General features: G+C 42.8%; 15 protein-coding genes and 1 pseudogene. 8 read left to right on the top strand and 8 right to left on the bottom strand.

Going from position 1 to position 21,175, the window contains the following annotated elements:
- Positions 1 to 2 precede the first annotated feature (2 nt).
- From HWQ39_RS01645 to HWQ39_RS01665, 5 genes are all read right to left on the bottom strand, one after another.
- Entirely contained in the window at positions 3 to 1,157 is a 1,155-nt protein-coding gene (locus tag HWQ39_RS01645) for a PepSY domain-containing protein (RefSeq protein WP_292840627.1), read from the bottom strand.
- A 78-nt stretch (positions 1,158 to 1,235) separates the two neighbouring features.
- On the bottom strand, positions 1,236 to 3,887 hold the full coding sequence (locus HWQ39_RS01650; protein ID WP_292840630.1) for a TonB-dependent siderophore receptor: 2,652 nt from the start codon (positions 3,885 to 3,887) through the stop codon (positions 1,236 to 1,238).
- A gap of 267 nt (positions 3,888 to 4,154) precedes the next feature.
- Entirely contained in the window at positions 4,155 to 5,201 is a 1,047-nt protein-coding gene (locus HWQ39_RS01655; protein ID WP_292840633.1) for an AraC family transcriptional regulator, read from the bottom strand.
- Between the two features lie 382 nt (positions 5,202 to 5,583).
- Positions 5,584 to 6,309: a phosphoadenosine phosphosulfate reductase gene (cysH, locus tag HWQ39_RS01660; protein ID WP_292840636.1), complete on the bottom strand. Its 726-nt coding sequence runs from the start codon at positions 6,307 to 6,309 to the stop codon at positions 5,584 to 5,586.
- Between the two features lie 604 nt (positions 6,310 to 6,913).
- Positions 6,914 to 8,503 (bottom strand): DHA2 family efflux MFS transporter permease subunit, encoded by a 1,590-nt coding sequence (locus HWQ39_RS01665; RefSeq protein ID WP_292840639.1) that lies wholly within the window; start codon positions 8,501 to 8,503, stop codon positions 6,914 to 6,916.
- 298 nt (positions 8,504 to 8,801) lie between these two features.
- On the opposite strand from HWQ39_RS01665, the gene HWQ39_RS01670 reads away from it, so the two are divergent.
- On the top strand, positions 8,802 to 9,398 hold the full coding sequence (locus HWQ39_RS01670) for a TetR/AcrR family transcriptional regulator (RefSeq protein WP_292840642.1): 597 nt from the start codon (positions 8,802 to 8,804) through the stop codon (positions 9,396 to 9,398).
- Positions 9,399 to 9,508: 110 nt separating this feature from the next.
- Here the strand turns inward: HWQ39_RS01670 and patD are convergent, their stop codons facing one another.
- Positions 9,509 to 9,862: a heterocyst frequency control protein PatD gene (gene patD, locus HWQ39_RS01675; protein WP_292840645.1), complete on the bottom strand. Its 354-nt coding sequence runs from the start codon at positions 9,860 to 9,862 to the stop codon at positions 9,509 to 9,511.
- 297 nt (positions 9,863 to 10,159) lie between these two features.
- On the opposite strand from patD, the gene HWQ39_RS01680 reads away from it, so the two are divergent.
- Positions 10,160 to 12,427 (top strand): bifunctional (p)ppGpp synthetase/guanosine-3',5'-bis(diphosphate) 3'-pyrophosphohydrolase, encoded by a 2,268-nt coding sequence (locus HWQ39_RS01680; protein WP_292840648.1) that lies wholly within the window; start codon positions 10,160 to 10,162, stop codon positions 12,425 to 12,427.
- Between the two features lie 216 nt (positions 12,428 to 12,643).
- On the opposite strand, the gene HWQ39_RS01685 is transcribed toward HWQ39_RS01680, so the two are convergent.
- Positions 12,644 to 13,027: a nuclear transport factor 2 family protein gene (locus HWQ39_RS01685; protein WP_292840651.1), complete on the bottom strand. Its 384-nt coding sequence runs from the start codon at positions 13,025 to 13,027 to the stop codon at positions 12,644 to 12,646.
- 294 nt (positions 13,028 to 13,321) lie between these two features.
- On the opposite strand from HWQ39_RS01685, the pseudogene HWQ39_RS01690 reads away from it, so the two are divergent.
- From HWQ39_RS01690 to HWQ39_RS01715, 6 genes and pseudogenes are all read left to right on the top strand, one after another.
- Positions 13,322 to 13,480, top strand: a pseudogene (locus tag HWQ39_RS01690) (SAM-dependent methyltransferase); the annotation flags it as partial.
- A gap of 573 nt (positions 13,481 to 14,053) precedes the next feature.
- Positions 14,054 to 15,916 (top strand): group II intron reverse transcriptase/maturase, encoded by a 1,863-nt coding sequence (gene ltrA / locus HWQ39_RS01695; RefSeq protein ID WP_292840654.1) that lies wholly within the window; start codon positions 14,054 to 14,056, stop codon positions 15,914 to 15,916.
- 21 nt (positions 15,917 to 15,937) lie between these two features.
- Complete coding sequence (locus tag HWQ39_RS01700; RefSeq protein ID WP_292840789.1) at positions 15,938 to 16,480, top strand: trans-aconitate 2-methyltransferase; 543 nt, start codon at positions 15,938 to 15,940, stop codon at positions 16,478 to 16,480.
- A 293-nt stretch (positions 16,481 to 16,773) separates the two neighbouring features.
- Entirely contained in the window at positions 16,774 to 17,853 is a 1,080-nt protein-coding gene (locus HWQ39_RS01705; RefSeq protein ID WP_292840657.1) for a M4 family metallopeptidase, read from the top strand.
- Between the two features lie 194 nt (positions 17,854 to 18,047).
- A complete protein-coding gene (locus tag HWQ39_RS01710; protein ID WP_292840660.1) occupies positions 18,048 to 18,347 on the top strand; it encodes a protealysin inhibitor emfourin in 300 nt (99 codons plus the stop codon).
- Positions 18,348 to 18,425: 78 nt separating this feature from the next.
- Positions 18,426 to 19,334: a DUF4437 domain-containing protein gene (locus HWQ39_RS01715; protein ID WP_292840663.1), complete on the top strand. Its 909-nt coding sequence runs from the start codon at positions 18,426 to 18,428 to the stop codon at positions 19,332 to 19,334.
- Between the two features lie 309 nt (positions 19,335 to 19,643).
- On the opposite strand, the gene HWQ39_RS01720 is transcribed toward HWQ39_RS01715, so the two are convergent.
- Positions 19,644 to 21,128 carry an amidohydrolase family protein gene (locus tag HWQ39_RS01720; protein ID WP_292840666.1) on the bottom strand — a complete coding sequence of 495 codons (1,485 nt, stop codon included), beginning with the start codon at positions 21,126 to 21,128 and terminating at the stop codon, positions 19,644 to 19,646.
- Between the last annotated feature and the right edge of the window lie 47 nt (positions 21,129 to 21,175).

The raw sequence follows: 21,175 nt of genomic DNA on the forward strand, positions 1-21,175 counted from the left end.
AGTTAATTGCGGTGTAAATGTGACAGTTCTATTGAGCGATCGCTTATCCTAGTTTTTGGTTGATAGCGATACCGCCACATGACAAAGCCAGTGATGAACAAAACCAACGGTGCAAGTCCGACAAAGACGTAGAAAATTCGGGATGGCAGTCCCCAGAAAGTACCGTAGTGCAAAGGGACGAAGGAATTGATAATGCGATCGCCTAACGATACCTTCAAAGAAGTATCTACTCGCAAAACTTTACCACTATACTGGTCAAGATAAGCAGTGCTTTCACCAGAGTCTACATCTTCTTGGGTCAGCTTAAAGCTAACTGTTAAGGCTTCTTCTGGTTTACTTGGAAAGTAAATTCTCCTAAGCGTTGCATCCGGTAAGGCAGCAATAGCCGTTTTTAATTGTTCTTTTAGTCCTAACGCAGACTTACCAGCAATGGGAACAGATACCGGAGTCGGTTGCTGTTTGGAGAAGGTGACAGCATAGATCATCGGGTTGATGAACTCACCAAAGCTCCAGCAAAATCCTGTAAAGAATGCAAATATCAGAAATACTGCTGTGATCAAGCCAGCAACTTTATGAACATCAAAGTTAACCCGTTTGGGATGAGCATTCCACTTGATTTTGAAGCCAGAAATCAACCTGCGCCAACCCGGCCAAAGGATAATACCTGTAATGCTCATGAAGGACATCAGTAAACCAATAATGCCCACAAACTTATAGCCAATGTCACCGCCTAAAAGGGCATAATGAAGTGGATAGACGATTTCAAAAAACTTATTCACAAAACTTGACTTGAAATTATTGCCGAGAATTGCTCCTGTGTAAGGGTTCACGTAGTTTTCATTCCAGTCCTTTTCCTTGGTTTTCAAGACAACATTCATCGGCTCATTTGGCTTGGAGGGCAGGTAAATCGCCTGGAGAGTTGCATCTGATTGATTGCTATATGTCTTTTTTACAGTGTTTATTACAACTTCAATTGGCAGTGGTTCACCTTGAGGAGTAATTGTCCCAATTCGGCGCTGCTGATCGAGGTTGCTAATTTCTGTGTGGAAGACCAATAGGCTACCTGTCAAACCGACAAGAATTGCAATCAGTCCCACTACTAAACCAATGTAGCGGTGTAGGGTGAAAACTAGATGACGAAAGGATTTTTCTTGCATGGTAGATGCTCTACAACTAGAGAAACAATTTGATTAAGTTCTAGTGTTAATATTGTTGGCTTTTGGCGATCAGCTCCCTTAAAACTCCCAAGAAATTGTACCCTGTACGGTGAACGGCTCACCAGGGAAAACACGCAGCTGGTTAAGGGCAGTGTCAAAGTAGTCTACATCAAACAAATTTTTGAAATTGAGCTGTGTGCGTAAATGTCCTCGTTTGTAGAAGATGGCAGCATCGGTTGTGAAATAGCTGGGCAATTTAAAGCTATTTTCTAAATCGGCTTGCCTGTCGCCGACAAAGAAAAAGCCCAGGCCAAACCCCAACCCTTGCAAGGAACCTTTTTGAATTTCATAGGTTGTCCACAGGTTAAAGGAATTCTCTGGCGTATTGCTCAATTTCTTACCAAGAATACTAGAATCGGTATCATCTGTAATCTGAGCATCAGTGTAGGCATAGCCACCATAGAATTTCCATCCCGGCAAGATTTCACCCGATAGGCCCAGTTCAATCCCCCGGCTGCGCTGTTCGCCAATTTGGATCTGAAAGTTAACATGAGCTGGATCTGGATCGGCCGTGAGAATATTGGACTTGGTGAGGTCGTAAAAGGCAAGGGTTGCCGATAGTTTGCTGCTAATATCTGCCTTGATGCCCACTTCATACTGAGTACCGCGTTCAGGTTCAAACAGATTGCCATAAAAATCTTGTCCAGTGTTTGGGGTAAAGGAGCGGCTGTAGGTGGCATACAGTGAAATCGGCTCTATGGGCTGATAGACGATGCCAAAACGAGGAGTGAAGGCATCACTCGAGTTGCTGCTTTCTGTATTGACTAAGTCATCTCTACCTGTGGATCTGGAGGTGTCAAACCGCCCACCTAGCAGCAACTTCAGATTATTAGTCAAATTGACCTGATCCTGAACATAAACACCCAGTGCATCACTCGAACCAGAACTCTTATATTGAGAACTGACAGCAGTACCTAACGGCTGACCATACACAGGATTGAACAGGTCAATGGATGGCGCAGTGGTATACTTACCGCTTGATTCAATGGTGTCGGTTCGACTGAGATCGACTCCAAATAGTAATTGATGGCGAACCGAGCCAGTGGAGAATTTACCAATCACATCTGTTGTCAAGTTATAGGCATTGTAATACTCTTTATAGTCGGTAATACCAATACGATCCAGGGTTCGCTTGTCGTCCTGAAGATTGACAGGAAAGGCAAGTTTGTCCTGATTGTATCGAAAGAACGTTGCATTGAAAGCGTTTCGGAATGACCAATTGTCGCTCAACTGATGTTCCAGTTTGTATCCTACTCTACCCGTCTTCGTTTCTTGATTACTGTCAGGTTCACCAATGTAGCGATTAAGCGGTATTTTACCATTGGGGTTGGCAAGGACAGTGCCTTCGGCAGGTAAACCCCGCACGGGATTTTCAGTTTTTTGGTCAGTGTAATCTGCCTCTAGAGTCAAGTTGGTTTTCTCACTAATGTCCCAACGCAGGACAGGCGCAATGAAAAACACTCTGTTGTTGAAAAAATCAGTGGTTGCGTCTCTATCCAGGTAAGACGTATTCAGTCGATATAATACTGTCTTTGAGTTATTCAGTGGTCCAGACAGATCCAAAGCAGCCCGATAAAGATCATCACTGCCAACGGTTGCTTCAATGGCATAAAAAGGGTCGCGCAGAGGTTGTTTGGTAATCACATTCAGCGTCCCACCTGGGCTGCCCTGACCAAACAGAACTGAAGCTGGACCTTTGAGCAATTCAATTCGCTCAATATTCGATACTTCAATCGAATTAGCTGCAAATCCAGTTGGCAACCCATTCCTGATCGCATTGCCATCAAACCCTCGAGTCTTAAATTGGACATCTGAAGTACCAGTATTGGCACCACCGGCACCGCTTATCGTCAAACCAGTGATGTTTTTGAGCGCCTCAGCAGTACTGGTAACTTGTTGATCCTGCAGAACCTCTTGAGGAATTACTTGAATCGATTGGGGAATGTCACGCAGGGGCGTATCGGTTCTGGTGGCGGCGGAAGCATTGGGTACGCGATACCCATCTTGCTCCCCTGTTACCACCAACTCAATTGGTTCATCACCCTCAGCCGATGGTTGCTGTGGTTGTGTCTGGTTTAGTGGCTGTTGAGGTTCCGACTGTTGTGAAAGTGGTTGTTGCCCAAGTAGCCCAGAAGCCGCCGCACTCGCAACAGCAAAAACCAAACCCTCCCTCGGACTATCATACAACTCCACAACTGGTAAACCCGCTTCACCCGTTACTGTTAGCCGGATAGTATTGGCATCAAAGTTAGTAGCAGTTACGGCAGTGATTCCCTGCGCTGGTCGCTGTTGGCTAAATTTGTTACCTGATGGCAGAAACAATTGAGCATTTTTAATATCTGCAATAAAGTTATTACCTTGACTCTTGACAGCTATTTGCAATTTTTCCGATGCAGTTGTTTCTAAAATTAGGTCAATTCCTTTATTTGTGGTGTTCACTCTAACTTGAGTGATTTTAACCACTAAATCATTCTCTATATTTTGAGATAACAAGTTTTTGGCATCGGTTGAGAGCGCTTGGAAATCAACGACTGTAGGTATTTTAGTGATGACTTGACTCTGTTTTGACTCAGCCAAAGCTGCTTGAGTCAGTAATAGGTGGACGAAAATCCCCATCCCTAGATTAAAAATAAAATATCGCCAAGGTTGTTGCAAGATATTGCTCCTCACACAAATTTAGTCCAAATTTTTATTAAAAAAGATTTGCAACTATTTTAAGGAGCTTACGTATTTACACGACAACAAATCTAGGCCATGGAGGACAAAAATTAGGCCATAAAGGACAAGTTTGAACTGGTCACGGTGATAGTGTAGTATTAACTTTTACTCTCTTATTTCCATATCTAATCTGGTAGGGTGCGTAAGAGAGCGGCGTAACACACACTACAAAACTTATTCCCAATCCCAATGCTTATTATTCCATAGAATAAAAAATCATCATTCCATAACAATCTTTTTCCCGGCTCGACAAGCACCAGGGGTAATACCAAACTTGCGCTTAAAAGCGTTTCTAAAATGACCTAGATGTGAGTAACCAACCACATTTACCACTTCTTCCACAGTCATTTTGCCCTCTTGTAAAAACTGCTTTGCTTGTTCCAAACGATAATCCCGCAAACAACCAAATGCAGTTGTGCTAAAAATCTCACGAAAGCCAAGTTTTAGCTTCATATGATGCAGCCCGACTTGCTGTGCTAAATCAATCAGTGAAGGTGGCTGGATGTGATTTTGAATTAAAATTTCTTTAGCTTGGTAAATTTTTTCCACATCAACAGGCTTGAGATTAGTAAATAGATACTGTTCCTGTTGAGTTTCGACAAACTGAGTCAATTGCCACGATAGAAGTTCGATGATTTTGCTTTCTAAATACATCCGCTTCATCATCCCCTGATGGGGAGAATGCAAGATTTGCTCTAAGGCTAAATGCATTTGGTGGGTGATTTGACCAACTTGACGATGGAATAGAGGTAGAGTATCAGACTCTAGCAGTGCTTGTAATGGTTTGGGTAGAACTTCTGAACCTGTAGCAAATGATCTGAAGAAATCAAAGTTGAAGAGAATTAAAATTGTTAGTTCTGTACCTACTGCCACTTCATCAATTTGTTTAATATCTGACAAATAAAATAAATAGTTTTTACCCGCTTCGTGTAAGTAATCAGCTTTGAAAGATTTATCTTGATTTCCAGAAATCACTATCCTACCACTTCCTGCCAGGGAAAACCTGGCTACAATCCATTGATGAGTATCAACCGGACTTTCTAGCTTTAAGTCTCTGAGCCATTTGCCATCATACAGCAGCAGATGGACTCCGTGTCGCAGTTCAACTTCTCGATAACTACCTGTAATATAAAGGTCGCTATATTTGACAATGCGATCATAACCTTCAGTATTATAGGCAACTTCATAACCCTTGCGGCTTTCTAGATGCTGTTGATGGTATTGTGCTGATGTAATTATCTCCATAGCCTTTGACTGCTCAACCACAAGTATCTTTAGTATCTTGCAGAATGGCGACTTTGTTTTTAGTTAAAGCAGCGATCGCTTAGTTTTCTTTCATTACGATCTTGGCTGTTGCACTAAGGCCCTGACATGAGTTGCGGAATCTTGTTGTAATGCTAGATGTTGCGATCGCAACACCCTCTACTACACTTAACTGAGCGATCGCCGCATCTAGGCTATACAGCGTCTTGAAAATGCATACACTAGAGGGGTTGCTGAAGGTATCGCCAGTTTGTAATTGTTTGCTAAATTTGTTCTGTAATAGTCTTATCTAACCGCAGAGGCGCAGAGTAAGCAGACAAGGGGAGAGTCAGGGGAAATTTTTCTTTTCTTTTATTCCCCACTCTTACCTACTCCCTACTTCCATTTAAATATGAATTCCGCATTCTGTTTTATCACTTCCCCGCCAGCGTCCGGCGCGTTCGTCTTCGCCTTCGCCGACTTTGGTGGTGATGGGTTGGTCGCCGATGCTGGGATAACCTTGGTCGTGGAGGGGGTTGTAGATGACTCCATGTTCAGCTACATAAACCCAGCTGTCTTGACGTGTCCAAGTAGCTATAGGATTTACTTTCAGCCGACCTTTACCGTCGAATTCAAATATGGGCATATTTGCACGGGTTACTGCTTGGTCACGGCGGCGTCCGGTAATCCAAGCGACGCTGTTGAGTTCGTCTAGACCTCGTAGCAGTGGTTCAATTTTTGTAATGTGGTGGAATTTGGCAATATCTTTGTCCCAGAGTTTATCGCCGTACTTGGCTTCAAAGGCTTCGCGGGTATCTACATCTGGAGTTTTGAAAGTTTGCAAATCTAGGTTATAGATTTGTATGGCTTTAGCAACTAATTCTAGGCTTTCAGGGAAGTGGTGCAAGGTGTCAAGAAAAATTACAGGAACGGGATGCTTCAGTTCACTGTAAAGAATATGGCTAATTATCATGTCATCCACGTTAAAGGCGCTTGTTTGCACCAGTCCCGTTGGGATATTTTCTATAGACCATGCCAGTATTTCTTTGGGTGTGGCAGTTTCAAATTGCTCGTTTAATTTGTCTAAGTCAAAAGCGATCGCTTGGTTTCTAGATGCCGTGGAGACTGTCATGATAATCTTCTATTCAAATATTTTTACCTTGATTAAGATCGATCTTACCCCATTAAGACGCGTATTCCGCTCGGAGATAAGGTAATTATTTTGTGTGGAAATTACTACATTTTGGGAATGGGGATTGGAGATTGGGGACAAAGCAAGGGAGAAGAATTTTCCCCTCCGCCTCTTTATCAATGCTCAACATCAAGTAAAAATTATTACATAAGCACAGATGAGGTATTTATTAAGAAAAGCTAAGGTAATTTAAGTTTTACAATACTTTTATAGATATTTATACTGATTTTGATATGGTTAAGGAACTATTAATAAAAGGGATTTTACTTAAATGAACAACGCAAAATTTAGCAATCCATTAGGCCAGTCTATAATTATGGGTGCTTTAATGATATTAACCAGCGTTGGGGTTATTACAATCATGAACTTTTTCTAAGATTAAGATTTCTCATTTTAGTAATAAGACTTCACATAGTCCCGCTCAAAACTGAGTGGGACTTTTACTTTTTTCATCCAGATAAATCATTGTGTATTAACTGGTTGCTGTAATTTTCAGTGTTTTTACGCAGTCTTGCAATCAAAGAATGTCTAATAGGGATGCGGCTTAGTGACCGACTGGCGCTTTCACTCCTGCACCGCCTTTACCCAGGAATAATAATAGGGGTAATGAGCAAAGGAATCCTATGCCTACGACTCGAAAGCAATCTGCGTAAGACAAAACAGCAGCTTGAGTATCTACTGTTTGACTTAATAAAGCGAGCGCTTGTTGTTGTGCTGTTGCTGCATCAATGCCTTGTCCTTGAAGTGCCCCATTGAGCAAGTCGAGACGTTGACTGGTTTCTGGGTCATAAGGGCTAAGTTTTGATAATAGGATGTCTCGATGAAAACTTTGTCTGCGGTCAAGCAGAGTAGTAAGTAGGGCAATACCAATACTGCCACCTAGTTGTCGAGTCAGGTTGTAGAAACCAGAACCAGCAGAAATATCTTTTTTGGGTAGCGGCCCTAAAACTGCCAAACTCAAAGGGAGAAACATAAATACAGTAAAAGCTCCACGCCATACCAATGGCCAAAATAAATCGTCTGTCCCGCTTTGTGGGGTAATTGCTGCCAATTGAAACATGACTCCAGATGAGCCGACAGCACCGATCGCAATTAAAAATCGGGCATCAACGATACTACTCAGTTTGCCTAATAAAACCATCCCGATCGCAGACGCTAAAGCCCCAGGCGCTAACAATAGTCCTGTCTGCGTTGCCGTAAATTGCAGCACGCTTTGAGCAAATATCGGCACAGCAAAGAGTGCGCCATAAAGCCCCATACCCACCACTGCCGAGAGAACGCTTCCCGCAGCTAAAGAACGGTGACGTAAAACTCTCAAATCTACAGCCGGGTGATCTGTTTTCAGTTCTCGCCAAATAAACAACCCCAAGCCGATAATCCCAAGGATAGTGAGAGAGACGATGAAACTAGAGGAAAACCAATCGTCTGTTTCCCCTTCTTCTAATACAGTTTGTATGCTACCCACAGCCACGATTAAAAACCCAATTCCCCACCAATCAACAGCTTGATTTTGGGTATCGTTCTTATCTTTATTCTTTGGCAAAAATGCCAAAGACATCAGGACTGCGATGATCCCAAAGGGAATGTTGACAAAGAAAATCCAGCGCCAGCCTAAACCATCTACTAAGAATCCTCCTAAGGTTGGGCCAATTGCTGGCCCAGCAATTACACCCACGCCAAAAACGGCTTGGGCTAAACCTTGTTCAGCTGGGGGAAAAGTCTCGAATAAAATCGCCTGGGCTTTCGCTAGCAATCCGCCACCGCATAAACCTTGGAGAATTCGAGCCGCGATCAACATCGGTAGATTGAAGGACAACCCACATAAAATAGAAGAAATCGTAAAACCAATCAGCGAGAAAATAAAGTAGGTTTTACGCCCAAAGTAATCTCCCAACCATGCAGATAAGGGAATTAAGACGACGTTAGCGATCGCATATCCGCTAACTATCCAACCCACTTCACTAACTGTTGCACCCAAAGTTGCTTGGATATCAGTCAGAGCGACGTTGACAATACTAGTATCAATTACTTCTAGGATTGCACCAAGAGAAGCCGTAAATGCGATCGCCCACTTCAATGGCCCGTGAACATAACCAAATTGGTCAATACTAGAACCTTTAATGTTGGTAGCCATTATTTAGCACAAATAATATTTGGGAGATGTCAAACCATGCCTTGGTTAGCCTACGCTGATGCCAAAGCTAAAATTAAATTTTGTATACATACGCTACGGTAGCGTATCATATAAAAATGGTCAAGGGAGTTCTTCCTGAAAAGCGGCAGAAATACCTATGCTAAAGATGGATGGTCATTGCAGCTGTTTTCGTGTAGAAGAATTGGGTTATCCTGCTTATTTGTTTCCCAGAAGCTATGTTCTATGCCCAACAGTGGAGTAAATGACCAAAAAGATATTGCTTGGGGATGGTATTTTTATGAGTAAGCAAATTAACAGCACCTCTGGACGCCCACGCAGCATCCACGCTGACCAAGCGATTCTGCAAGCAACTTTGGATTTGCTTGCAGAAGTAGGGTATGAAAATATGAGTATAGAAGCGATCGCTTCTCGTGCTGGAGTTGGTAAAACGACGATCTATCGGCGTTATACTTCCAAAGAAGAATTAGTTGCAGACGCGATTGAGAGTCTGAGAGATGATTTAGCGATCCCTAATACTGGCAGCTTTTGGGGAGACATGGATATCCTGATTAATAATGCCGCTAAAAAAATAGATAGTCCCCTTGGTCGTCAGACACTTGCGCTGATTGTTAGTACAGCGTCTAGCAATCCTCAATTTGCCGAGGTCTATTGGACAAAATATACAAAACTTCGACGTGAAGCCTTTTCTAAAATACTTGAGCGTGCTAAGTCTAGAGGCGAAATTCACAAGAATGCAGACGTAGACTTAATTATTGATCTTGTAAGCGGTTCACTATACTATGCACTGATATTCAAACCCACAACTGAGCCAGTAGAAGCATACATGCGCCGCACCATGAATCTTCTTATAAAGGGAGTAGGGAAAGAATTCTAAATCTCAGTCCCCAATCCCCAATCCCCAGTCTCATCTTGTTAGCAAAATAACTTTCCACTATAGGTCAGAAATGAGATGATGGAGAAATTAGAGAAAAAGGTGAACAATTGTTATTTTTCTCCCTCCGCTTCTGGTTGCAGAATGGCATCACAGTATTGAATGAGGGTTGTCAAGCGATCGCTAATCGTTTGAAGTCTCGTTTGTGCAGTCGATGCTTGCCGCGCTCCTTGGAAAAACATCACATCTATTGCCAACAAGCGCAATTGCTTGCTCATTTCCGTTTGATAAGACTGCACTCGCCAGTTTTCATCAGCCAAAGGCACAATCTGCTGCCCGAAAAATTGCTGCAACGTGGCTACACGCTGCCGCAGTTCTGGCGCAACGATTTGGGTAGTTGTGGCATCGGAGCGTAATTGCTCTAACAAAGTTACGAATGCCAGATATTTCTCACAGTTTAAAGACATCCAGTGCTAGTTAAGATAGTATTAATGTCAAGTAATTTTTCTTCTACAATAAACTTTCTTAAAGACTTATCACCATTAAAAGCCTCAAATCATGGTTTGAGGCTTTGTTTGCCATCAATGGTTGTTCTTTTTTTAACGATCCATGAAACCCAAACTGGATGACTACCATAAGCAATTGGAGAATCATCCTGACACTGCTTTTTCTACCCTTCTCTGGGTGACAGCATCTTCTTAAGGCGATGCTGCTAGTTTTATTTATTTTTCACTTATCTACCGATCCACTCTAAACCCTATTTTATGAGCAGTCTAGCTATTAATTCATCAGTTGATCTAGCCATTCCGGAATGGTTGAAAAAATGTTTGAAGGAGTCATCGACAAGTAGCGACGCAAATGAAGATGACCGAAGGCATAGTGATGCAGTATTAATTGGTCGAGCATTTGAATTTGCTTACCAGCTCCATCAAGGTCAATATCGCAAATCGGGAGAACCATATATTGCTCATCCCATTGCTGTAGCTGAATTGCTGCGTGACTTGGGGGGTAGTGCTGCTATGATAGCAGCTGGATTTCTCCATGATGTTGTCGAAGATACAGAAGTCACAAGTCAAGAAATAGAAGAACGCTTTGGCCCAGAAGTGCGGCAATTGGTGGAAGGTGTCACCAAGCTTTCTAAAATCAATTTCACCAGCAAAACTGAAAGCCAAGCCGAAAACTTCCGGCGGATGTTTTTGGCAATGGCGCAAGATATTCGGGTAATTGTGGTGAAATTGGCAGATCGTTTGCATAATATGCGAACTTTACAATACATGTCAGAAGCCAGCCGCCGCCGCAGTGCCCAAGAAACGCGAGATATCTTTGCGCCTTTAGCTAATCGCTTGGGTATCTGGCGGATTAAATGGGAACTGGAAGATTTGGCTTTTAAATATTTGGAACCGGAAGCTTTCCGCCAAATGCAAGAGCATGTTTCCGAAAAACGGACAGCGCGAGAAGAGAAATTAGCCAAAGCTACAGACATTTTGCGAGAACGTTTGCAGCAAACTGGAATTCACTTTCAAGATATCAGCGGTCGTCCCAAGCACCTTTATAGCATTTATCAAAAAATGCACCGCCAGCAAAAGGAATTTCATGAAATTTACGATTTGGCTGCACTGCGGATAATTGTTCAAACCAATGAAGAATGCTATCGTGCGTTGGCGGTGGTTCATGATGCTTTTCGCCCAATTCCGGGGAGATTTAAGGACTACATTGGACTACCAAAGCCTAACCGTTACCAGTCATTACATACTGGGGTGATTGGATTAACTGGCCGTCCTTTAGAGGTGCAAATTCGGACAATCGAAATGCATCACATCGCCGAGTACGGGATTGCCGCCCATTGGAAGTACAAAGAAACAGGTGGTTCTAGTATTAGCCATTTGACAGGCACAGATGACAAGTTTACTTGGCTGCGGCAACTGCTGGAATGGCAAACCGATCTTAAGGATGCACAAGAATATCTTGATAGCGTTAAAGACAATTTATTTGAAGATGATGTCTATGTCTTCACCCCCAAGGGGGATGTTGTTCCTTTAAGTCCTGGTGCTACAACTGTAGATTTTGCTTATCGCATTCATACAGAAGTCGGAAACCACTGTTCAGGAGCGCGAGTGAATGGGCGAATGGTGCCACTGTCAACGCGGCTGCAAAATGGCGATATTGTAGAGGTTCTAACCCAAAAGAACTGCCATCCAAGTTTGGATTGGTTGAACTTTGCCAGGACTTCGGCGGCGAAATATCGGATTAAACAATGGTACAAGCGATCGCGCCGAGAAGAAAATGTTGCCCGTGGACGGGAGTTGTTAGAAAAAGAACTTGGTAAAACTGGTTTTGATAGTTTACTGAAGTCGGATGCGATGCAGATTGTCGCCGAAAAGTGTAACTACCATAGCGTGGACGATTTACTCGCTGGTTTAGGTTACGGAGAAATTACGTTGAACCTAGTGCTAAATCGCTGGCGAGAAGTAGCGAAAGGACAACAACCAGTTGCCACTGTGTCGCCATTTATCCCCAAAGAACCAAGTTCAAAAGCTTTGCGAGATACACCTCCAACGACTTCTCGCACCAGTGATTCGCCAATTGTTGGGGTAGAAGGGTTGGTGTATTATTTAGCTGGGTGTTGTACCCCGATTCCTGGCGAACCGATTATTGGTGTGGTGACGCGAGGTAGGGGGATTTCAATTCATCGCCAAGGCTGCCATAATCTGGAGTGTGTGGAGTATGAACGCTTAGTACCAGTTAGATGGAACCCAGCCGCCGAAAATAGTGGTCGTCCGCACACGTACCCAGTAGATGTACAAATTGAAGCCCTGGATCGTGTAGGGGTACTAAAGGATATTTTGTCACGCTTGAGTGACCAAGGGATCAACGTCCGCCATGCCCAGGTGAAAACCTCTATTGGTCAACCTGCATTGATGGACTTAGGAATAGATATACGCGATCGCTCTCAGTTAGAGCAAGTGTTCGTCCAAATTAAGAAAATGAGCGACATTTTGAATATCCGCCGCGTTGGTCAAATCGACGAGTAGGTGTCCTAATTAGTAGGGTGCGTTAACGGAATGTAACGCACCAATTTAGGAGTCGAACCGCAGAGGGCACAGAGGAACAGAGGAGGGAATAAATGCACCGTGTTATTGCTTAGATAAGTGTTTTTTTTTGATAATTTAAAATCAACGGCAGTATATTTTACATCCTTACTAGGCGCTATCTGTTATCAGCTTTGTTAAGACATACTTTGCGCGTGATTAGGTCTTTGGAGTGGATGATGGAAGTGGACAGACTTCCATAGCTTGAATCAAGCCGTGTTCAAAGGTGAATCGATGGCCCACATGCTGATCGGCAAGAACTGCTCCAGCCAAGTCACGCACGACCTGATGCACATCGACCAAAATGCGCCCGGTCTCCTCCGAGTAAAAGGAAACTGGCTCGACGTGCGGATTGATCTCGCTCCATTGCTCCGTCCAGTAAGCGCGAACTTCTTCAGGCCCACGGACAAAACCGCCTTTGAACGCTTTCGGCCAAGCCACGTCCGCAGTCATGAGGGCAAGGGCAGCGTTAATGTCTCGCGCGTTGAAGGCTGCGTAGACCGCACGGAGCAGTTCGATTTCTGGTGCTGGTTGATGTGACATTTATTGGTATGGTGAAGGAGATGCAGTATGCATTTTAGATCAATACAAAGAAAAGAAACCTAAAGACCCGACAATTGCTGAAAAATTCAATACATATTACTTTGCAGATTACAAAGAACAGGTAATAGATTTACTACAAAGAATCTGCACTGTCAACGTAGAAACAATGCAGATTATTCAACAGATTTAGGTGTAATCGTCTAATACTAAAAGTTTCTACCACCGATGTAGTATGTACCTCGGCAATGATGGATGATTAATATTGATTAGTGTGTTTATATATTTTGAATCCCCATGCAACAGTTATTTCCTGGAGAAGTATTCGCCAACACTGCGGATTTTGACACTGGTATTCGCCAACTGTTACCGCGATACGATGAGATGCTAGAAGTAATTAGCCGTTGTTTACCTTCGACAAGTCGGCGTATTTTAGAATTAGGCTGTGGTACAGGCGTGCGATTCGTTTAACCTAAATAAGTAGTAATACTTAGGGACGGTTAGCTTGGTTACAAAACCATGACAACTGAATGACCATGTAGGTGTAAGTCCTACCCCGCAGGTGCAGCGGTGACAGCATCTTCCCTACGGTAGCGACTAGCCATCAATCCGTAAAGCGGGAAGAAAAGGAGTTCCAACTAGCAGCCTAAGTCGGTTCCCTCCAAGCATGAATCCATGAGTAGCGCAAGCGAAAAATACATTATCAACCATCGTCACACAGAACCAGCGAAATAAGGCTATCTGCGCTGGAGCCAAAAGGCAAAGGAAAAGGGACTGGCAATACCTGCTTGACCAGTAAGCACTCCCAAAAAACCCGGTGGACAGTATTAACTCTAAAGATTCAAACAATGGTCATTCGGAACGAAGTAACCTATCACCCTCTCTCAGTCAGGTCGATAACTGAGTAGGTGCTAACCGCATGAGGCGATAGGCAGGATTGAGTCAGAAGCGAATGTCTCGCCGTAATGGTGAGAATATGCTGACGGACTCACGATGAATTGGAATGTAAAGTCACAAGTAGCAATGAATATGTCTAAAACGCGACAAATCAATCTCAACTCAAAAGAATTAACAGTCTTACCAGACAAACCAATTCTAACGATAGAGAACGACAAATCGACGGTGGAATGGAAACACGTTAACTGGAAAAAACTAGAAAAACGTGTTTACAAGTTGCAAAAAAGAATTTACAAAGCCTCATCTCGTGGTGATGTTAAAGCAATACGCAGACTCCAGAAGACACTGATAAAATCCTGGTCGGCAAAGGTTTTAGCGGTCAGAAGGGTAACACAAGACAATCAAGGGAAGAAAACGGCAGGTGTAGACGGCATTAAATCGCTGACTCCAAAGCAACGTTTCGCCTTAATTGCCAAATTAAAATTAAGCCCAAAATGTCACCCGACTAGGCGGGTATGGATTCCCAAGCCTGGAACGGAAGAAAAAAGACCACTGGGTATCCCTACAATGTATGACCGAGCCTTGCAAGCACTTGTCAAAATGGCACTAGAGCCAGAATGGGAAGCGCGATTTGAACCCAACAGTTATGGGTTTAGACCCGGACGCTCATGCCATGATGCGATTGAAGCAATATTCAGTGCAATTAGTCATAAACCAAAATATGTACTAGATGCCGATATAGCAAAATGCTTTGACCACATCAACCATAAGGCACTGCTAAACAAATTAAATACATTCCCTACCATTCGCCGTCAAATACGAGCTTGGTTACAAGCGGGAGTGATGGACAAATTGCAGTACCAACAGACATCTGAGGGAACACCGCAAGGTGGGGTCATCTCTCCACTACTTGCCAACATCGCCCTCCACGGAATGGAAAACCGGATAAAGCAGTATGCCGAAACACTGCCAACTAGAGCCGGCTACGGTAAAAAGGTTAACCGTGGAAGCTTAAGTCTAATCCGATATGCCGATGACTTCGTAATTCTACACGAAGACATAAACGTTGTCCAAAGATGCCAGAGTCTAATCTCTGAATGGTTAAAAGGCATGGGTCTTGAATTGAAGCCAAGCAAGACACGCCTAGCTCATACCTTAAATAAGTATGGAAATGAAGAACCAGGGTTTGAATTCCTTGGTTTTAATGTTAGGCAGTTTCAAGTGGGGAAATCCCATTCAAAACTAGGCTTCAAAACAATCATCAGCCCCAGCAAAGAGAAGCAAAAGATACATTACAAACGAGTAGCAAGTATCATCAACGACCATAATGCAGCGCCACATATGGCGTTAATCAGCCGATTAAATCCAGTAATAAGAGGATGGTCAAACTACTACTCAACTGTGGTAAGCAAGAATGTCTTTGCTGCAATAGATAATTTAATGTATCCAAAGCTAAAAGCCTGGGCAAAACGCCGCCATCCCAACAAATCATGGGAATGGGTGTCAAATAAATATTGGCAAACATTTGGCGGGGATAATTGGGCATTTGCAACCAAGCAAGAAGGTAAAAACCCAATGCGGTTACAATCACATACGGAAACAAAGATTGTCCGTCATGTGAAAGTTAAGGGCAATGCCAGTCCCTATGATGGCAACCTAATTTACTGGAGTTTAAGAATAGGTACACACCCAAAAGCAAATAAAAGGATTTCCATACTCCTTAAAAAGCAGAAAGGGAAATGTACTCACTGCGGATTGTACTTTCGAGAGTCAGATGTACTGGAGATCGACCACATAATCCCTCTAAGTAAAAAGGGAAAAGACGAATACAAAAATCTCCAGATTCTACATAAACACTGCCACGACACAAAAACAACTGAAGATGGTTCAGTTGGAGGTACGCACGGCAAGCGCCAATTCATTGAGGAGCCGGATGAGATGAAAGTCTCACGTCCGGTTTTGAAGACGAGCGGTTCTCGTGAGGGAATCGTTTAGTTTAACGAACTTAGTCTCAAGATACTCAATCGCTTTCCAGATGCCCAAGTAATTGCCCTAGATTACTCACCCCGAATGCTGCAATTTGCCCAAGATAAAATCACCACAGCGGGATATCAACAACGCTGGACTGGTATACAAGCAGATTTTGGTGACTGGGCAAATAATCCAGAAAAATTGGATATTGGTAGCAAATTTGATGTTTGTGTCTCATCCTTGGCAATTCACCATCTCCAAGATGAAATGAAATTTAAGTTATTTGAGCGAATTGCTGCTAGCCTTACTCAAGACGGCTGTTTTTGGAATGCAGACCCCACCTTACCAGAATCACCAGCCTTAGCAGAAGTTTACAAAGCAGCACGAGAGGAATGGTCACTTCAACAAGGAACCAGTTTGACGGAGATTCGCGCGAAGCTTGGCACAACCAGCACTCAAGGTTACTCCAGTCAAGACCAGCTAGCTAGCTTAGATGCTCATTTACAAATGTTGAGCAAAGCTGGATTTAAGACAGTTGCAGTACCTTGGAAATATTATGGTCTGGCGGTGTTTGGTGGCTGGCTGTGAACAATTACGGTTTTGAATATCTAGATTTGAGATTCGCCTATCTCCAATGGAGATTTATCGGATTAACTGCTTGATAGTAACAAAACAGCAATAAATAACATTATTTCTCTTGATAAGAACTAATATTTGAAGAAGAATTCCGAAGTCAGAATTCAGGAATCAGAATCAAGACACGACTCGAAAATACTCAGAAACCAGGGGCACACAATTGGGATTCGTTTTTCTGTTCCTTTCTCCAGTGGAGTTAAAGCCGCTGTTTGCCATCACTTAGTTTTAAAAGGAGAATATCTTGGATGGCTCGAAATAAAAAGAAATCAGCCCGGTTCAAGGATGAGCATTCGCTTGACTCTAGATGTCCTATTTGTTGTATTGTCCCACCCCACATGCTAAAAAATGTTGTGGTGAATGGCAATCCCCAGCAGCGTACTTGGGCTTTTCATACATTAAATATTTCGGCGCAATTTTTGGGACGAAGAAACGTCGTAGGTAATATCTCGTTTGCGCCTTCTCCGGGTGAGAAGCGCCGCACCATCTACGACGCCAAAAATGGCCAGCAACTCCCTGGTACGCTGGTGCGTGGTGAGGGAGACCCCCCCAGTAGCGACCCATCAGTGAATGAAGCTTACGATGCGGCTGGTGCGACCTATGACTTGTTTCATGAGATATTCGATCGCAATTCCGTTGATGACAAAGGACTGCGTTTAGACTCCACCGTGCATTATGGCGTTAAATATGACAATGCCTTTTGGAACGGCGACCAAATGGTTTATGGTGATGGCGATGAAGAATTGTTTCAACGCTTTACGAAATCAATTGATGTGATTGGGCATGAGCTAACTCATGGTATAACTCAGTATGAAGCTGGTTTACAGTATTATGGCGAACCAGGCGCACTGAATGAGTCGTTTTCTGATGTTTTTGGTTCCTTGGTGAAACAAAAGATTAAAAATCATACAGCAAAAGAGGCAGACTGGCTGATTGGTGAAGGTCTTTTGGTACCGACTATCAAAGGTGTTGCCCTCCGCTCGATGAAAGCGCCAGGAACAGCTTATGATGATCCAGTATTGGGTAAAGATCCCCAGCCAGCCTATGTGAAGGATAAATATACTGGTACTGATGATAACGGCGGGGTGCATATCAACTCAGGAATCCCTAACCATGCCTTTTATCTAGCTGCGGTTGAGATTGATGGCTATGCTTGGGAAAAAGCTGGTAAAATCTGGTATGTAGCTTTACGCGATCGCTTAAATGCCAAAGCAGATTTTAAAAAAGCTGCCAACGTCACCATTCAAGTTGCTGGCGAACTCTACGGTAATGGCAGTAATGAGCAAAAAGCTGTGCAGAATGCTTGGCAAAAGGTAGGAGTTATTTAGATTTAGGAGAGACGCGAGTTATCGCGTCTGTACAAGAGTTATAAGTAGAGATGCGACGATAAATCACGTCTATAAATAGTCAGTACTCACGACTGATCAATCTGTTGTTTGTTGTTGCTAAAGTGGGAGGTGAGAACTATCATCTCCCAATTTTTGTATTTATCTCAACTGAATAACACAACGGAGAGCAAAAAATGCGAGTATCATTTGAACGCACCGGTGGCTTTGCCGGCATCAGCAAGAAGATAACCGTTGATACAGAAACTCTCCCGCCACATGAAGCGGCGACACTTCCCCGATTAGTGGAAGTTGCTGATTTATTTAGGCTACCGGAACTAATTACCTCACCAAATCCCCAGAGCGATCGCTTTCAGTATAAGTTAACAGTAGAAGATAACGGCAAACAGCATACGGTGACTGTCAGCGAGTCAGCATTGCCAGGAACCTTAAGACCTCTAATTGAATGGTTCCAAGCCATAGCACAGAAAAGGTAATTTGCTGAATTAGCAATTGAATTTTTAGAAGAAAATCCAGTCAACATAATCTAAAATTCAACAGGAGAAAGTGAAGTTGTGGGTGAAGAGAATATAAATTTTAATTCCGTAGAACAAAATCAAACTGATGATTTTTTACATCTAGAATCTATAAAAGAGGATTGGGGTGGAGACGGAAGAGGGCGCATGAACCTATCAGGAAGGTATACAGCCATCTCTGAAAAGTATCTACCTCGTCAATACCAATTTATTGATACAAGTATCTTACCAGTAGAAGACGGTTGGCGAGTAAGTGGAATGCCAGATAATGTCCCATTTGGTAGTAGGCGATCGCTAACATGGCATAATTGTGGTGCATCCACTTCAAAAGTAGTTTTACCGCCTCATTTTGAAGCACCTTCTGGCTTCTTTACTGCCGATTTAGAGATTTTTGTACTCAGAGGTGCAATTCAATTTGGTGAGTGGCAATTAAACAAGCATGGCTACTCCTTTATTCCCGCAGGAGTGAAAGTAGGCCCTTGGAAAGTGCTAGGCAATGAAGAAGTTGAAATACTCTGGATGGAAAACGGCCCGATTCCATTGAAATATCAAAACGCAACAAACGATCATCCAGATGCTAAATTGGATGAATTCATCCCTGCATTGGATAGTAAATTACTACCGTGGAATAAGACAGATACAGTTCAATTTGAAGTATCTAAAAAAAAGTACCTAAGAAAAGATAGTAACGGAGGTGGAGTATGGTTGCTTGCTGTCTTGCCACATTATGATGGCAGGCATTCAATGATTCAATCTTATAATGAAGAATCATATTGCTTGTCTGGATACTGTGATGTAGGGGATTTTCGGCTTGCAAAAGATTGGTTTGGGTATGTTTCTAGTTTTACTATTGTTCCTTGGCACAGAACAGATGATGGTTGCTTATTCTTTGTCCGAGTCGATAGGGATTTGTCAAAGATTGGAACAGTATTGTCATATCCACGCTAATAAACAATAGTTTATAAACCAATACAGTTCAGAATGAGCAACAAAACACTTGTAGAGACGGCGATTTATCGCGTCTCGAAAACCAAAATTGTTACCAGTAGCCTTTAACTAATATCATGTCCAGTTGAACGCTTGTCATTGCGTTCGCTCTTAGCGTTCCCGCAGGGTACGGAGTGAAGCAATCGCAGAGAACTTGTGATTGCTTCTCTTCTCTACGAGACGCTACGTTGCATTCGCAATGACATATCACAAGTAATTTACCGGACATGATATGAACCGTATTTATTGTGTTTATAAACAGCAAAATTTCTATGTAGACATTCTAGAAGGTCTTTTTAAATAGCGCCCAATAGGTGAACCTAGAACCTCTCCATTGTTGTAAATCAAATTTCCCCGTAAAAAGGTACTTTTTACCTTTCCAGTTAACTCCATTCCTTCAAAAGGTGTATAACCTTGTTGTGACTCTGACTCAGCCGCGCGTACCACAAAGCTTTCATTGGGGTCTACTAATACCAAATCAGCATCATAGCCAATAGCAATATCACCTTTTTCTAACAAACCAAAGCGCCGCGATGGGTTCCAAGATAACAACTTAGCGATATGGTTGTAAGACATTCCTCGCTTACTACCTTCACTAAATACACCAGAAAGTAAATATTCTGTACCGCCAAAACCAGACTTTGCTAACCAAATATTATTCGGATCTTTAGCACTTCTTTTTTGTTCAGCAGAACAGCAAGCATGGTCGCTAACGATCCAATCTACCTGATTGTTGAGTACTGCTTGCCATAAGTATTCTACATCGGCACGAGGACGGATTGGAGGGTTAACTTTTGCCCAAATTGTATTCGGGGTATCGACATCTAATAACAAATGTCCGACAGTAACTTCTCGCCGAAAATTGATATGAGGAAAAGCAGTTTGCATAGTCAAAGCTGCTTCCATTGCCTTACGCGAACTTAGGTGCAACAAATTGATATTTGCACAGTTAGTCTCATTTGCTAAATAAGAAGCAATGCAAATTGCTAAACCTTCAGAATGAGGTGGACGCGCTGCGCTGTAGGCGTGTAATCCACTAAGACTAGAATCATTTTCAACTATTTTGGTATAGGCGTTGAGAATTTCTGCAACTTCACAGTGCAAACTCAAACTAATAGTATCTCGCGCTTCTGGATGTTCTGCCATCAAGCGAGTTAGACCACGCATAATAAATTCAAAATGGGCAAAATCGTACCGTTCCTCTTTATTAATCATCAAAAAGAGGTTTTGCTGGTCTGACAAACCATGTAACCCATAGCCTCCATAAAACATGAAGATTTTAAACGAAGAGACACCGTGTTCCTCAAACAATAGAGGTATTTCATCGATATGCTGGCTAGCTATAGGTGCGATGTGATAGCTATAATCTACAAAAAAATTACCTGCGGATAAAGCCAACACCTCGGGAAAAAAATCACGGTAGGAGCCGCCTTTGTTAAGATAATACTGCCCTGTACGGATGTAATTTAAGCTAGTAGTTACGCCTCCCATTGCAGCTGCTTTGGTTTCAGTTACAGCATCTTTGTCCAGGGGTTGATAGATACCGACGTGCATGTGGGCATCCACAACCCCAGGAAAGCCCAGCAAGTTTTTGCCATCAAATACCTCTTTAGCCGTGTCTGGGCTAATATTAGGGGCAATCTGAGCAAATTTTCCATCCTGAATTCCTAAATCAAGTAGTTCGATTGCATCCTGATGGGGACGAATTACTCGCACATTTTTGATAATTTGATCTAATACGGGAGTTTCAGACACAGCAGACCTCACACTAAAATGAGTTAGTCAGGAATTCCAAACATCGA

The organism is Nostoc sp. NMS8, assembly GCF_017115045.1.
Classification (GTDB): Bacteria; Cyanobacteriota; Cyanobacteriia; order Cyanobacteriales; family Nostocaceae; genus Nostoc.